The following is a 14,852-nucleotide window of genomic DNA, read 5'->3' as shown; positions in this document are numbered from 1 at the left end:
TAATCAGATAGGATCCCCGGGCCTGAAGTTTGGCGGTGAGTTTGCAACCTCCACATTTCCTCAACTGGGGTGATCACCATCAGCTTGGCTCGGTTAGCTTCATCGAGCAGATCTACTATACCACCGGTGGCAAACCATCGGGACGTACTCAATGATACGTCCATGGGCGCTGATAGCGTCTGTGAATATCCCATTGAGAATGGTTAAACGAGTTCTTGAAACAGTAAAATACCTCCTCTCTGAGGACGGAGTTCAGCCTGCGGCCAAGTGAGAGGAAAAGTGCTGACGGTAAGGCTAACGGTTAAATTAAGATGTACTGCGATGTATTCATACATCATAACAATTCTTCCATAAAAGCCTTGTATAGCGCGACTTGTGGGTCGATAAATTATTAAGTATGTATATTTATGGTATAAGTCCCTACGGGATGTCGGTTTTTTTATGGCCAGCTTGCAGAATACTGAATGAAAAGGCGATTTGGCTTTGCACCTGTGGGGGGTATGGTCCATCATCAACCTTTTGCCGAGCGGGAGGAGCCATGTTTGTATTCGACGTAACCGGCATTGCAGGGGAGCGCGCCGAGATCCGGGTCCAGGCGCTGGACTGGGGGCAGACAGGCCCAGTCACCTTCAGCTGTGATGACGATCAACTGGCCGTGCTGCTGTTGACCGAGTGCCGCTGCGATGCGGTGGGTTTCTTCAATCTGCTGGCGGGCAGCAAGCCGCTTTATCTCGAACAGTGGCTCGCCTATCTGCAGGAGACAGGCCGCATCGCCAAGCAGAGCAGCCAGCTGGAGAGCCCGGCCCAGAGCGACTACCTCGCCAGAGCCGGCTTCGAGCACGAAGAGCTCAATGCCCTGCTGGGCCAGATCTATCAGGTGGCGGGTTTCAACCGCCTGCAGATCAACCGCTACCTCAAGAATCGCCACAATCCCACCACCCTAGCGACCCGTTACGATCAGAAGGAGCTGGAACGTTATCGCCAGCTCAACGACATCATTCTGACTCTGCTGAAGTTGAAGCGTCCTCAGTAAACAGGCCAAGCTGGCTGATATCCGGCCGCAACTGCTGGGGCTTGGCGATGAGATAACCCTGCAAGCCGTCCACATACATGCCCTGCAGCAGCTGTTTCTGGCCAAGCTGCTCCACCCCTTCCGCTATCACCTGGCAGCCCATGCGATGTGATACGTCCACTATCATCCGCACGAACTGCTGATTGGTCAGATCCTGCTCCAGCCCTGTGATCAGGGCGGGATCCAGCTTGATATAGTCGGGCTTGAGCTCGCGAAACAGGTTGAACGACCCTATCCCCTTGCCGAAGTTGCAGATGGCGGAGCGACTGCCGTTGCGCCTGAGCAGCTCGAACACCCGCTTGGCCCCCGTCATGTTGCGCTCCAGATGCTCTTCATCCAGCTCGAACACCAGGTTGGCGCTGGTGTTGGGATCCTTGAGCAATTGCCGGTCGAGCCAGATCAGGAAGGCGCTGTTTTGCAACAGGTTACTGGAGAGGCTGATGCCCCAGCGACTCTGGTTGGAGCCAAATGCCCGGTACTGGCGCATGACGTTGATGACCAGCATCTGCTCCAGTCGCATCACCATGTCCAGTCGCTGGGCCATGGCAAACAGGGTGTCGGTCGGCAGCACTGTGCCGTCGGCGCCGCTGAAGCGGGTGTAGATCTCGTTGTAGGCCAGCATGCTGCGGTGCATGGGCTGGATCGGCTGATAGGTAAAGCTGATGCGCTCCTGCTCCAGCAGATCATTGAGCACCAGCTTCCAGTGGTGCTGGCCCTGCAGTTCCACCACGTCATCGTCCTGTTGAATGGCCCAGCCGTTGACCGTTTCTGTCTGGGCGCGAGCCAGCGCCAGATCCGCCCGCGCCAGTATGGCCTCTATCTTCTGTCCGCTGCTCAGGCGCGTCAGCCCCGAGTAGGCGGCGCTCTCCAGCTCGTGTTGCTGCTGATAGTGATCGAAGGCGATTTTCAGATCCCGGCCGAGCAGGGGCGGCGGTATGTTGGCCACTGGCTGCACCAGCACGGCGAAGTCGGCCCCCGAGATGCGATAGACCTGATGGCCCGGGAAGCGGCTGACCACCCGGGTGATGAGATTGGCGATATCCTTGATGTAGGCGTCCCCCGACTGGAAGCCGCGCTGGGCGTTGAGCTTGCCAAGTTCGGTGGCGCGGATCAGCACCAGGGTGGCGGTCTGGGTATCCTGATCCCGCTGCAGCAGCTCCGTCATGTCGCGCCGGAACGCATGGCGGTTCTGCAACTGGGTCAGCTCATCCTGGGTGGCCTGATTGTGCAGCTCGCTGATCTGACGATGGGCGTCGAGCTCGGCTTCACTGAATCGGGTCAGCAGTTGTTGCAATGCCTCCTGGGCTGCCGGGCTCTCCAGACAGGCGGGATCGCGCAGTCGCAGTGCCTTGAGCCAGACTTGTTCCTGCTGTTCACGCTCGGCGTTGCGGGTACGATGGGCCAGCATGAACAGCAGGCCAAAGCCGAGCAGGGTAGTGCCGACGATGAGGATCAGGGTGAAGGGGGTTGCCTGTACGGCGAGCCAGATGCCTTGTAACAACAGCAGAGGAGCACAGGTGACGGCTGCGATCAGTAACAGGTTACTCCCGAGCTTGTTCAACATCTTGTCATCCTTGATGATGCGTGTGATGTTGAAATTCTAACCAAGCTCGGGGTGTAAAGCATGGGATCCCGCTCAACTCCTGGAAAAGGGCCAATTGAAATCGGTTAAATGTGAGTGAAACCACTTTCATGGGCACTTAAAAAGGCGAAGATGGGTTGAAAATAGATCAAACAAGGCAGAGGTAAATCATGTTGTTAGAACCCGTAAATACTGCCAAAGCACGGCAACTATTGAATCAGAGTATGGCCTTGGTGCTCGCGGGGGGACGGGGCAGCCGCCTGAAGCAGTTGACAGACAACCGCGCCAAGCCTGCCGTCCATTTCGGCGGCAAGTTCCGCATCATCGACTTCGTGCTCTCCAACTGCATCAACTCAGGCATTCGCCGGGTGGGGGTGGTGACCCAGTACAAGTCCCACAGTCTGTTGCGCCACCTGCAATCGGGCTGGTCCTTCCTGCGCTACCAGATGAATGAATTCATCGATCTGTTACCTGCCCAGCAAAGGGTGGACGAGGTGCACTGGTATCGCGGCACCGCCGATGCCATCTATCAGAACGTCGACATCATTCGCGACTACGGCCCCAAATACATAGTGGTGCTGGCGGGGGATCACATCTACAAGATGGATTACGCCGCCATGCTGCTCGATCACGTGCGTCTCGGTGCCAAGGTGACGGTGGCCTGTATCGAGGTGCCACGGGCGGAGGCCTCTGCCTTCGGGGTCATGGACATAGACGAGCAGCGCAAGATCCGCGCCTTCGTCGAAAAACCGGCCAACCCGCCGGCCATGCCGGGCCATGAGGACAGATCCCTGGCCTCCATGGGCATCTATATCTTCGAGGCGGAGTATCTCTATCAGCTGCTGGAAGAGGACATCCACAATCAGGAGTCCAAGCACGACTTCGGCATGGACGTGATCCCGCGCATCGTGGGAGAGGGCAAGGCCTTTGCCCATCCCTTCACCATGTCCTGTGTCGGGGCCAAGGAGGGGCAGAAACCCTACTGGCGCGATGTGGGGACCCTGGATTCGTTCTGGGAAGCCAACATGGATCTCGCCTCCGTGGTGCCCGAGCTCGACATCTATGACGAGAACTGGCCCATCTGGACCAGCCAGACCATGACGCCGCCCGCCAAGTTCGTGCAGGACAGAAACGGTCAGCACGGCATGACCATCAACTCCATGTTCGCGGGGGGATCCATCGTCAGCGGTTCCTTCGTGCTCAACTCAGTGCTGTTTACCCATGTGCGGGTACACTCCTTCTGCACCCTGGATCAGGCCATCATATTCCCCGGGGTCGAGATAGGTGCCGGCTGCCGTCTGCGCCGGGTGGTGGTGGACAAGGGCTGCGTGCTGCCCGATGGACTGGTGGTGGGGGAAAATGCGGACGAGGATAGCCGCCGCTTCTACCGCTCCGAACAGGGGATCGTGCTGGTGACCAAGGAGATGCTGGCCAAGCTGGGGTGAGAGAGAGGCTTGAAACTGTGTCAGACGTTGTAATGCAAAGGGAGCCGAATCGGCTCCCTTTCTTTATGGTGTGTCGTTGGATTTATCCGCTGACTTATTTCTCGCTGACAATGGCCTTGGCGGCCATCACCATGGCGGTGCCATGTTTACCACCGGCGGCGGTGACTTGCGGCACGCCGTCTTCGTCCGTGTCGCCACCGGCTCCTTCGATGACGTTCTCACCGGAGTCGCCGATCCACTCGGCCATCTGCATGCCGCCGTTGACCGTGCCACGGAACCAGCTCACGTAGCGCTGGGTCAGCTGGGCCAGTTCTAGCGCGGGGGCCTTCTCTGTCCCTTCGTTGCGCAGGTTCAGCATGGCGGAGCGCAGAGCGCCCGAGATGGCGGCCTGGGTCCAGGGGGTGTATTCGCCCTGCTTGGCCGCAAGCCAGGTGCCGGCCTTCTGGTTGAAGTAGGCCTTGTCGGCGGCGATGAAGAGCTCGCGCGCGGCAGTGCGGTACTTGGCATCCGAGGTCGCCAGGAAGGCGGCCGTCAGACCCCGCACGGCGGCAAATTGCGCGTCGATGGACTGACCGGCATCCAGCTTGCCACCCAGGGTCAAACCGTCATGCACCAGACCGTTCTTGCCCTTGAGCTTGCCGAGGATGAAGTCGGCCTGCTGGCGAATGAGCACCAGCGCCTGCTGGCCTTGTGCGGTTTTCAGGTTCAGCTCGCCGTTGTCACCGGCGGCGTAGCCGACCGGCAGTGCATCCTGGGCACGCTGGAAGATCTGCAGGGCGACCAGGGCGTAAGCGGCGTCGAAGGTGGTGACGTGCTTGCCCTGTTTGCCTGCCTGCCAGCTGTCGACCAAAGTGCCGGCCTTGGGCTCGAAGTGCAGGGCGTTGAGGTTCTTGAACACCATGCCGGAGAGGTTCAGGGCCAGGGAGAAGGCGTCGTCGCCGACCACCTGCTTGGCGCTCTGACCCTGGGTGTTGGCGGCCGGGGCGGCGGCAAACGGGGCACCGTCAAACACGGCGTGGAAGGCCGGGTTCTGGTTGGTGTTGGCCGTGCGTTGATCGCTGAAGGCGTAGAACTCGGAGAGCGGCCACAGCATCATCCAGGCGTCGCGCAGCTGGGCTGAGCCATCCACCACCTCGAGTTTGCCGATGGCGCCTACCTCATTCTTGCTGGTTTCGGTCACTTTCACCTGATGGGGGAAGTAGACGATACCCTTGGACGGATCGTATTGCGGTGTGATTTTGGCACCCAGCTGCTTGCCATCGAAACCGAGCTGGCCCTGCATGATGGCCAGCTTGTCGATGGACTGCTCGGTCAGCATCATGCCGTTGAAGCCGTCGGCGGCAGAGACGCCCAGCTTGTGCTTGCCATCCTGATCCATGGTGGCGGACGCGGCTTCCACCTCTTCATCGCTCTCGGCCACGTGCATGCCGCCGAGGAAGTCCTGGGACCACATCACCTCTTTGAGCAGTATGCCGCCCACGGCTGCCGGGTTCAGCAGGTTGTCGGCACCGCTCCAGCGCAGGGTGGTGTAGTCGCGGAAGTAGGCCGGTACCTGGGTCTTGACGGTTTTCTCTGTGCCCTTGGCGGTCTTGATGGTGATCTGATCGCCGTTGACCGGGGTGGTGTTCACCGCTTGTGCAAACTCCGGATTGGCGGAGGCGTAGGGCAGGGAGAGAGGATACATGCCTTGCGGCACTTCATCGGCCGGGAAGCCGACGGCCTCGGCCATGGCCAGCACCCGCTTGCCGAGGTCGGCCAGGGTGCCGCCGCGGGCCAGGTTTTGCGGCCCGTTCACCAGATGGGGGCCCATGCCGGACTGATAGTTCAGCGCGTACATGGCCTCTTCGGAATATTCATAGGATTCGATGCCAGCGGCGAAGTCGAACGGGGTCGGCTCATCGGCGCGGTTGGCATCCAGCACATCCAGATCCAGCCCCAGCGCTTCGGCCAGCGGCTCGCCGGAGAGCTCGAACTCGGTATAGGCCAGCATGTTGGCGGCGGTGTTGAATGTCTTGTCTTCCACCTTGACGGCAGCGTGTGCGGCGCTGCTCAGGAGCGCGCAGGCGATCGCCTGGACCAGTACGGTTTTTCTCATGTCCCTTCTCACCATATGTTTGATTTTATTATGACGCTTCTCATGAATCTAAATGAGAATGGTGTGCATTATGAGGCAAAGGGGGGAGCTTGAGAAGAAAAAACCGCGCCCCTGGAGTTGAAGAGAAGAGGGGCGCGGCCTGAGGGTCACAGCAGCTTGAAGGGGATGACCAGTCGGCCCGGTTCCACCTTGAGCGCCTCGACCTTCTCCTTGATCCTGGCTTCGTTCTTGCGACTGCCATCCAGCCGATAGACGGGGGTCTGGGAGAGGAACAGCGAGAGCGACTGGTTGAAGGTGGGCAGCAGGGGGGTGAGGGCGGCGCCCACGTCGGCCGGCTCCGTCTTGACCGAGATGAGTTCGAGGTCACGCAGGTAGATGGCGCCCTGCTCGGCCACATAGTCGGGGCGGGCGCTGAGAGATAAGCGGATCTTCATCTGCTGGCTGCCAAGGGGGCTGCTGACCTGCAGATCACCGGCCGCATCCAGCTCGACCCGATCGGCGCGGGCGCGGCCGATGCGGCTCTGCATCTCGTCCAGGCGGATCTTGCTCGACATGATGCCGGGGATCCCCAGCTGTTTCTCGAAGGCGACCCTCTCTTTGAGGTATTGGTTGATTTCGCCTTCGCTGACGTTGTACTGGGTGAGCGAACAGGCTGCCAGCAGCAGGCTGAGGGGAAGCAGAAGCAGGTGCTTTAACATCGACAGTTCCGTGAGTTGAGATAAGTGATCAGAAAGATGGCGCCATCTTAGGGGGAAATGCCCCTGGCTGCCAGTCTGGGCACACAGCTGCCGTTTTTGTCGCAGCCTCATATGGGGTGTGGGCTGCGTCTTCATACGAGTAACCCCTTCGGTGCCTGGCATGGCAGGCCGCCAGTGGCGCGGTTTGCCCAATATCCACAGATAAGTTCCAGTTTTATCGATATAAAAATCCCATTGACCGGGTGATTTCAAAGCGAGTATTTTACCGCCGCACAAATACAAATTGATAATCATTATCATTTTGAATCATGTTTGAGGGTGTAACGTGGATACTCTTGTGATGGAAAATAGCGCACCTGCCCAGGCTGCGTCTCCGCCCGATTTCTTGTTTACCTCAGGTCAGGGCACGATCAGCGCCTACGATCTGGGCCAGCCTATCACCACCCCCGCCTGCGAATGGCCCTTGCTGGAGCGACAGATAGCCAGGGCGCTGGCGGCGGCCGAGGCCGCAGGGCAAGCCAATCCGCTGCTGATCGGTGCCTTCGCCTTCGACCCGGCCGACGCCTCCTGCCTCTATGTGCCCGGCCGTTATGAGCGGGGAGAGCGAGCGCTTGCGGCGGAGCGTGCCGCCGAGGCCAACCAGGTCATCTCGGTGCAGAGCACGCCGGCGGCGGCCGAATTCAAGACCTCGGTCAGCTCGGCGCTGGATGCCTTCGCCCAGGGTCACCTCGCCAAGGTAGTGCTGTCGCGCAAGCTGATCCTCACGCTGCACAAGCCCGCCGATCCCGAGCAGGTGCTGGCCCGGCTGATGAGCCAGAATCCCCATGCCTTTCACTTCTCTCTGCCGCTCGGGCAAGATCGCCGTCTGCTCGGTGCCAGCCCCGAGCTGCTGTTGCGGGTCAGCGGGGGCGAGGTCTTCACCCACCCGCTGGCGGGCTCTGCCAAGCGCGGTGGCGAGCCGGCGCAGGACCGGCAGGTGGCCCAGGATCTGCTGGCCTCCCGCAAGGATCAGCATGAACACCGTTTGGTGATCGACGAGATCCGCCGGGTGCTGACACCGCACTGCCGCGAGCTGGCCATTCCCGCCAATCCCACCCTGATGAGCACGGATACCCTCTGGCATCTGGGCACCCCCATCGCCGGCCAGCTGCATCCGGGTCAGGCTTCTGTGCTCTCCCTGGCCTGTCAGCTGCATCCGACCCCGGCCCTGTGCGGTTACCCCACAGATCTGGCGCGCCAGTTCATCCTCGAGCAGGAGCCCTTCCGGCGCGCCCTGTTCAGCGGCATCGTCGGCTGGTGCGACAGTCAGGGCAATGGCGAGTGGGCCGTGGTGATCCGCTGCGGCGTGCTCGATGGCCATCAAGTGGAGCTGTTTGCCGGCGCCGGCATAGTGGCAGGCTCGGATCCCGCCATGGAGTGGGCCGAGACCGGCACCAAGCTCGGCACCATGCTCAAAGCCCTGGGCCTGAGTCCGGAGGTGGCGCAATGACTCAGCCCAACCGCTTCCTGCCCTATACCCGCTGGCCCGCAGAGCTGGCGGATCAATACCGAGCCAAGGGCTATTGGCGTGGCGAGCCGCTGACCGCCATGCTGCACCGCCAGTGCGAACTGGCGCCGGATGCCGACGCCATCCTCTGCGGCGAGCGCAGCTTCAGTTATGGCGAGCTGGACGCCGCCTCGAGCCGATTGGCCGGGCGGCTCGCCCGCCATGGCCTGGGGGTGGGGGATACCGCCCTGGTGCAGCTCCCCAATGTGGCCGAATTCTATCTGGTGTTCTTCGCTCTGCTCAAAGCGGGCATAGCGCCGGTCAATGCCCTCTTTAGCCACAACCGGCTGGAGCTGGCCTCTTACGCCGAGCAGATCCGGCCCAGGCTCTTTATCGGCTCGCTCGCCCATGCGCTGTTTGCCAACGGGGATCGCCACAGTGGCCTGCTGCGAGGCATAGGCGCCGAGCTGGTGTTGCTCGATGGCGAGAGCGGGGAACTGGGGCTGACCCATTGGCTGAGTGATCTGGCAAAGACCGAAGGATTGGCCGTCCCCGCCTATGGCCCGAGTCCGGCGGACGAGGTGGCCTTCTTCCAGCTCTCCGGCGGCAGCACTGGCACTCCCAAGCTCATTCCCCGCACTCACGACGACTATCTCTACAGCGTGCGCCGCAGCAATGAGATCTGTGACTTGGGGCCCCACACCCGCTATCTGTGCGCCCTGCCGGCGCCCCACAACTTCCCCCTGAGCTCCCCGGGTGCCCTGGGGGTGTTCGAGGCGGGTGGTGCCGTGGTGCTGGCGCCGGATCCCGGCCCCATGAGCTGCTTCCCGCTGATAGCCCGCCACCAGGTCAACCTCACCTCTTTGGTGCCGCCGGCCGTCTCCCTCTGGTTGCAGGCGGCCGAGGCGGATCCGTCCGTGCGCCGTCAGCTCGAGAGCCTGGCCTTGCTGCAGGTGGGCGGCGCCAAGCTGGCCGAGGCGGTGGCGCGCAAGATCACCCCGCTGCTCGGCTGCCGGCTGCAACAGGTGTTCGGCATGGCCGAAGGTCTGGTCAACTACACCCGGCTGGACGATAGCGATGACAAGATAATCCACACCCAGGGCCGCCCCATGAGCCCGGACGACGAGGTGCGCATCCTGGATGAGGCGGGCAAGCCGGTCGCCCCCGGCGAGCCTGGCGCCCTGCACACCCGCGGCCCCTATACCTTCCGCGGTTACTACCAGAGCCCGGCCCACAACGCCCGGGTGTTCGATGCCGAAGGCTTCTACTGCTCCGGCGATCTGGTGGTACAGGATGCCGATGGTTACCTCACCGTGGTCGGGCGACAGAAGGATCAGATCAACAGAGGCGGCGAGAAGATAGCGGCGGAAGAGGTGGAAAACCAGCTGCTGCACCACCCGGCCATCACCCATGCAGCCCTGGTCTCCATGCCCGACAGCGCCATGGGGGAGAAGAGCTGCGCCTTCATCGTCAGCACGGATCCCGCCTTGAAGCCGCTGGCCTTGCGCAAGTTTCTGCGCGAGCGCGGGGTGGCGGACTTCAAGCTGCCCGACCGTTTCGAAACCCTGGATGCCCTGCCCATGACGGCGGTGGGCAAGATAGACAAGCAGGGGCTGCGGGCGCGCATTGCGCACGCCATCGCCGGCAATCCCCTTAAAACAGCTTAAAACTAAAAAGGAATCATGACGTTATGGCTATCCCAACCCTGAACAATTACGCCATGCCCAGCCAGTGGAAGGCCAACAAGGTCGACTGGACCCTGGATCCCAAACGCGCCGCCCTGCTGATCCACGACATGCAGGAGTACTTCACCGCCTTCTATGGCGAGAACAGCCCGCTGATCGCGGCGCTCACCGAGCGCCTGGCCGCCGTGCGCAAGCAGTGCAAGGCCCTCGGCATTCCGGTCTTCTACACCGCCCAGCCCAAGGATCAATCCCCCGAGGACAGAGCCCTGCTCAATGACATGTGGGGCCCGGGTCTGAACAAGAGCCCCGAGTTGCAACAGGTGGTGGCAGCGCTGCGTCCGGAGCGTGACGATATTGTGCTGGTCAAGTGGCGCTACAGCGCTTTCCAGCGCTCCGAGCTGGAACAGATGCTTAAAGGTCTGGGGCGGGATCAGCTCATCATAGGCGGCATCTACGGCCACATCGGCTGCATGATGACCGCCTGTGACGCCTTCATGCGCGACATCCAGCCCTTCTTCCTGGCGGACGGGGTGGCGGACTTCTCCCTGGCCGATCACCAGATGGCGCTGGACTACGTGGCGACCCGCTGCGGCAAGGTGATCCCCTGCGAGGAGGTGCTGGCGCTCGCCCCGGTTTCTGCTTCTGCCGCCCAGAGCAATCCGTTGCTGACGTATGAGGGGCTCAAGGCGCGGCTGCTGAGCCACATCGACGAGGATGAAGCAGAGTTCGATGCGGACGAGAACCTGATCGACTACGGCCTGGATTCGGTGCGCATCATGTCCCTGCTCACCGAATGGCGCGCCGCCGGGGTGGAGCTGGGCTTCGTGGACTTGGCCAGGCTGCCGACCCTCAACGGCTGGTGGCGCCTGATCGAGAAGAAGATGGCCGAGCAAAAAACTCTGGAGGTGGTCCAATGAGCCGCTTCCCCTTGACCATACCCCAGCAGGGGCTCTGGTCCGGTCATCTGCTCAACGATGACAAGGCGATGTTCAACACCGCCGAGTGCATCGCCTTCGATGGCAAGGTCGATGCGGCCGTGCTGGTGGCTGCGCTCACCCGGGCTGTGGGTGAGTGCGAGGCGCTCAAGGGCCACTTCGAAGAGGATGGGGAGGCGGTCTGCTTCGTTTCGGACGAGGCACAGCTCGCCTATGGCGAGGTGAACCTTGCGAGTGACGACGAGGCTGCCGCCCGCGCCTGGGCCTGGGCCGATCTGCGCCGTCCGTTCGAGTTGACCAAAGAAGCACCCTGCCGCTTCGCCCTGCTGCGCGGCCCCGGCCGGGATTACCTCTACAGCTGCGTGCACCACATAGCGTTGGATGGCTTTGGCACCACCTTGCTGTTCCAGCGCATCGCCGAACTCTATGGCGAAGGGCTGGCAGAGGCTGTGCCGTCGCCATCGCCGTTTGGCCTGCTGGACGAGGTGCTGGCCGAAGAGCTGGCCCGCGAGGAGAGCGGCAAGAACGCCGCCGCCCGCAGCTTCTGGCAGGAGCAATTGCAGGCCTGGCCCGAGGTGAAATCCTTTGGCGAGGCCCGCGCCCCCATCGCCGCCGAATTTATTCGCGAGAGTCGCCCGCTGCCGGCGGCGCTGTGGCAATCCCTGACCGGTTTTGCCGACGAGCACAAGCTGGGCTGGCCCGATCTGCTGCTGGCCGGCCTCTCGGCCCAGCTCTCCCTTGCCAGCGGTCAGGAAAAGACCCTGTTTGGCCTGATGATGATGAACCGCATCGGCTCGGCCTCCCTGACCGTGCCCTGCATGCAGATGAACATCACCCCCCTGGCTCTCGCGCTTGGTGAAGAGCTGGATCTGGCGGGGGCCGCCGGCGCCGTGGCCAAGGCCAAGCGCGGGGTGCGCAAGCATCAGCACTATCGCTACGAGCTGCTGCGCCGCGACCTTGGGCTGGTGGGGGGCGACAAGCGCCTGTTTGGCCCTCTGGTCAACATCATGCCGTTCGATCACGCTCGCCGCTTCGGGCCGCTATCGGCCCATATTCTCAACATCAGTGCCGGCCCTGTGGAGGATCTCACCATAGAGGTGCAGGTCGGCGCCGACGGTCAGCCCAGACTGGATCTGGACGCCAACCCCGGTTGCTACCAGCAGGCCGATCTGGCGGCCATCGCCGATACCCTGTTCGCCCTGCTGGGGCGCTGGCTGGCCGAGCCCACCCTGACTCTGGGCACCCTCAAGGCCGACTGGCTGGCCGAGCAGCGAGCCAGCGCCCTGATCGCCGGCCCCGCCCATGAAATGATCAAGGTGCGCCCGGTACTGGATGCGCTCTGCCACTTCGCAGCTCAGACCCCGCACAAGATTGCCTTGATACAAGGGGAGAGCCGCTTCAGCTACGAGGCGCTGCTGACCCGCTGCGAGCAGATGGCGGCGGCCCTGCAGACCGCCGGCGTGCAGCCGGGGGACAGGGTCGGCGTCATGCTGGCCCGCACCCCCCAGGCCATCTTCACCCAACTGGCGGTGCTGCTGGCGGGCGCCGTCTATGTGCCGCTCGATCCCGAGCAGCCGCTGGAGCGTCAGGGCCACATACTGCGGCTGGGGGAGGTGAAGACCCTGATCACCCAGGCCGAGTATCGTCACAAGCTGGCCAGCCTGTTTGAGGGTCACACCCTGCTGGCGGGGGATCTGGTGAGCGGCGATCGGCTCAACCAGCCGGCCGCCGGTCGCGCCGTCGCCTACCTGATGTTCACCTCGGGCTCGACCGGTCTTCCCAAGGGGGTGGCGGTCAGTCACGGGGCGCTGGATCACTTCGCCGCCGCCGCCCGTTGCCGCTATCACCTGGATGAGGAGGCGCGGATGCTGCAATTCGCCCCCTTCAACTTCGACGCCAGCATAGAGGAGGTGTTCGCCACCCTGAGCGCCGGCGCGACCCTGGTGCTGCGCACCGACGCCCTGCTCGAATCCATTCCCGCCTTCGTGGCCGGGGTGGAGGCGCTGGGGATCACCCATCTCGATCTGCCCACCGCCTTCTGGAACGAGTGGGTGGTGTCTCTCGGCGCCGGCCAGGCCCATATCCCGGCCAATCTGGCCACCGTCATCATAGGCGGCGAGGCTGTCTACCCCGAGCAGTTGGCCCAGTGGCAGCGTCAGGGGCGCGCCGATCTGCGCCTGTTCAACACCTATGGCCCGACCGAGACCACTGTGGTGGTCACCACTCAGGAGCTGCAAGGGGAAGACCCGACTCAGGCCCAGCTGCCCATAGGCCTGCCGCTGCCCGGCATGCAGGCACTGATCCTGGGGGCGGGGGAGCAACCCGCCGAGGAGGGGGAGCTGGTGCTGCTCGGCCCACAGCTCGCCAACGGCTACGTGGGTGGCGTGCAAGGCAGCTTCGGCACCCTGAGGGTCGGCGCGCAGGAGCTGCCCGTCTATCGCACCGGCGATCGGGTGCGCTTAATGGCCGGTCGTCTGGTCTATCTGGGCCGGCGTGACAACGAGTTCAAGATAAGCGGCTACCGCATTCAGCCCGGCGAGGTGGAGGCCCAACTGCTGGCCCTGCCCGGGGTGGACGAGGCCTGCGTGCAGGGGGTGAGCATTGGCAGCGTGCGCCGGCTGGTAGCCTTCGTTGCCGGGTCCGAGCGCGACAGCCGAGTCATCAAGGTGCAACTGGCCAAGGTGCTGCCTGCCGCCATGATCCCCACCGACTATCGCCACTTTGATCAACTGCCCCGCACCGGCTCCAACAAGCTGGATCGCAAGGGGCTGCTGGCCCAATACCAGGCGGGTGGGGAAGCCCTGACCCTCGGCAGCGAGACCGAGAACCGGGTTGGCGCTATCTGGCAGCAGATCCTGGGGCTGGCCACCATGGCGCCCGCGGACAACTTCTTCGAGCTGGGGGGCCAGTCCCTGCAGACCATACAGATAGTGAACCGGCTCGGCGCCGAGTTCGGGGTGCAGGTGAAGGTCTCCGATGTCTTCGACCACCCTCGTCTCAACGACTTCTGCCGTTTCCTCGACGGCAAGCTGACCGAAGACGAAGAGAGCGTGGAGATGGTCTGGTGATGAGCAAGATGACGAAGGAGCAGCAAAAAATGGCGTTTGATTTCAGTGGCAAGCGGGTCTGGGTGACCGGGGCTGGGCGCGGTATCGGCCGCGAGGTGGCCGAGCAGTTCGTGGCCGCCGGCGCCGCCGTGGTGGGGCTGGATCTGGCGTTTCCCGAGGCCGACTACCCCTATGCTACGCGGCTGCTCGATATTCGCGACTCAGGGGCGGTCAATGCCTGCTGTGAGCAACTGTTGGCGGATGGCGGGCTGGATGTGCTGGTGAACGGGGCCGGGGTCTTGCGCCTCGGCCCCACCGAAGCCCTGAGCGATGACGACTGGCACGACTGCCTCGCGGTCAACGCCACCGGCGTCTTCTATCTGCTGCGGGCCCTGGTGCCCCACTTCAAGGGGCAGCGGTGCGGCGCCATCGTCACCATAGGTTCCAACGCGGCCCATGTGCCGCGAATGCAGATGGCGGCCTACTGCGCCTCCAAGGCGGCGGTCACCAGCCTGACCCAGACGGTGGGGCTGGAGCTGGCCCCCTTCGGCGTACGGGTCAACCTGGTGTCGCCGGGCTCGACGGATACCCCCATGCTGCGCGGCATGCTGCCCGATGAAGGGGCCATGGCCCGCACCATAGCCGGGCTGCCTGCCCAGTTCAAACTCGGCATCCCACTGAACAAGATCGCCACCCCCCGCGAGATCGCCAATACCGTCCTCTTCCTGGCCTCGAGCCTGGCCAGCCATATCACGCTGCAGGATCTGGTTGTCGATGGCGGCGCCACCCTGAGCGCCTGATCCAAGA

General features: G+C 62.9%; 10 protein-coding genes. 7 read left to right on the top strand and 3 right to left on the bottom strand.

The features are described 5' to 3' along the window. The first annotated feature begins 538 nt into the window (after window positions 1–538). Complete coding sequence (locus tag AACQ95_RS06380; RefSeq protein WP_043138390.1) at window positions 539–1,033, top strand: hypothetical protein; 495 nt, start codon at window positions 539–541, stop codon at window positions 1,031–1,033. Here AACQ95_RS06380 and AACQ95_RS06375 read toward each other — a convergent pair. After that, window positions 996–2,636 carry an EAL domain-containing protein gene (locus AACQ95_RS06375; protein WP_241278085.1) on the bottom strand — a complete coding sequence of 547 codons (1,641 nt, stop codon included), beginning with the start codon at window positions 2,634–2,636 and terminating at the stop codon, window positions 996–998. The two genes, AACQ95_RS06380 and AACQ95_RS06375, sit on opposite strands and share 38 nt — an antisense overlap. Before the next feature lie 188 nt (window positions 2,637–2,824). On the opposite strand from AACQ95_RS06375, the gene glgC reads away from it, so the two are divergent. Further along, complete coding sequence (gene glgC / locus AACQ95_RS06370; protein ID WP_043138394.1) at window positions 2,825–4,099, top strand: glucose-1-phosphate adenylyltransferase; 1,275 nt, start codon at window positions 2,825–2,827, stop codon at window positions 4,097–4,099. Window positions 4,100–4,193: 94 nt separating this feature from the next. Here glgC and AACQ95_RS06365 read toward each other — a convergent pair whose 3' ends face one another. Further along, window positions 4,194–6,194: a hypothetical protein gene (locus tag AACQ95_RS06365; RefSeq protein ID WP_241278084.1), complete on the bottom strand. Its 2,001-nt coding sequence runs from the start codon at window positions 6,192–6,194 to the stop codon at window positions 4,194–4,196. 146 nt (window positions 6,195–6,340) lie between these two features. Then, window positions 6,341–6,892 carry a lipoprotein gene (locus AACQ95_RS06360; RefSeq protein ID WP_241278083.1) on the bottom strand — a complete coding sequence of 184 codons (552 nt, stop codon included), beginning with the start codon at window positions 6,890–6,892 and terminating at the stop codon, window positions 6,341–6,343. Between the two features lie 325 nt (window positions 6,893–7,217). On the opposite strand from AACQ95_RS06360, the gene AACQ95_RS06355 reads away from it, so the two are divergent. Genes AACQ95_RS06355 through dhbA form a run of 5 tightly spaced genes read left to right on the top strand, consistent with a single transcriptional unit; the run spans window position 7,218 to window position 14,845 of the window. Then, complete coding sequence (locus AACQ95_RS06355) at window positions 7,218–8,381, top strand: isochorismate synthase (protein WP_241278082.1); 1,164 nt, start codon at window positions 7,218–7,220, stop codon at window positions 8,379–8,381. Next, window positions 8,378–10,045 (top strand): (2,3-dihydroxybenzoyl)adenylate synthase, encoded by a 1,668-nt coding sequence (locus AACQ95_RS06350; RefSeq protein WP_241278081.1) that lies wholly within the window; start codon window positions 8,378–8,380, stop codon window positions 10,043–10,045. The genes AACQ95_RS06355 and AACQ95_RS06350 overlap by 4 nt, the downstream gene beginning before the upstream one ends. 23 nt (window positions 10,046–10,068) lie before the next feature. Beyond that, window positions 10,069–10,980 (top strand): isochorismatase family protein, encoded by a 912-nt coding sequence (locus tag AACQ95_RS06345; protein WP_241278080.1) that lies wholly within the window; start codon window positions 10,069–10,071, stop codon window positions 10,978–10,980. After that, on the top strand, window positions 10,977–14,066 hold the full coding sequence (gene amoF / locus AACQ95_RS06340; RefSeq protein ID WP_241278079.1) for an amonabactin biosynthesis non-ribosomal peptide synthetase AmoF: 3,090 nt from the start codon (window positions 10,977–10,979) through the stop codon (window positions 14,064–14,066). The genes AACQ95_RS06345 and amoF overlap by 4 nt, the downstream gene beginning before the upstream one ends. A gap of 29 nt (window positions 14,067–14,095) precedes the next feature. Then, window positions 14,096–14,845, top strand: a complete 750-nt coding sequence (dhbA, locus tag AACQ95_RS06335) for a 2,3-dihydro-2,3-dihydroxybenzoate dehydrogenase (protein WP_241278654.1) — start codon at window positions 14,096–14,098, stop codon at window positions 14,843–14,845. The last annotated feature ends 7 nt before the right edge of the window (window positions 14,846–14,852 follow it).

This window comes from Aeromonas sp. MR19, from assembly GCF_963899305.1.
Lineage (GTDB): Bacteria > Pseudomonadota > Gammaproteobacteria > Enterobacterales > Aeromonadaceae > Aeromonas > Aeromonas bestiarum.
This window is presented reverse-complemented; position numbering and strand designations above follow the sequence as displayed.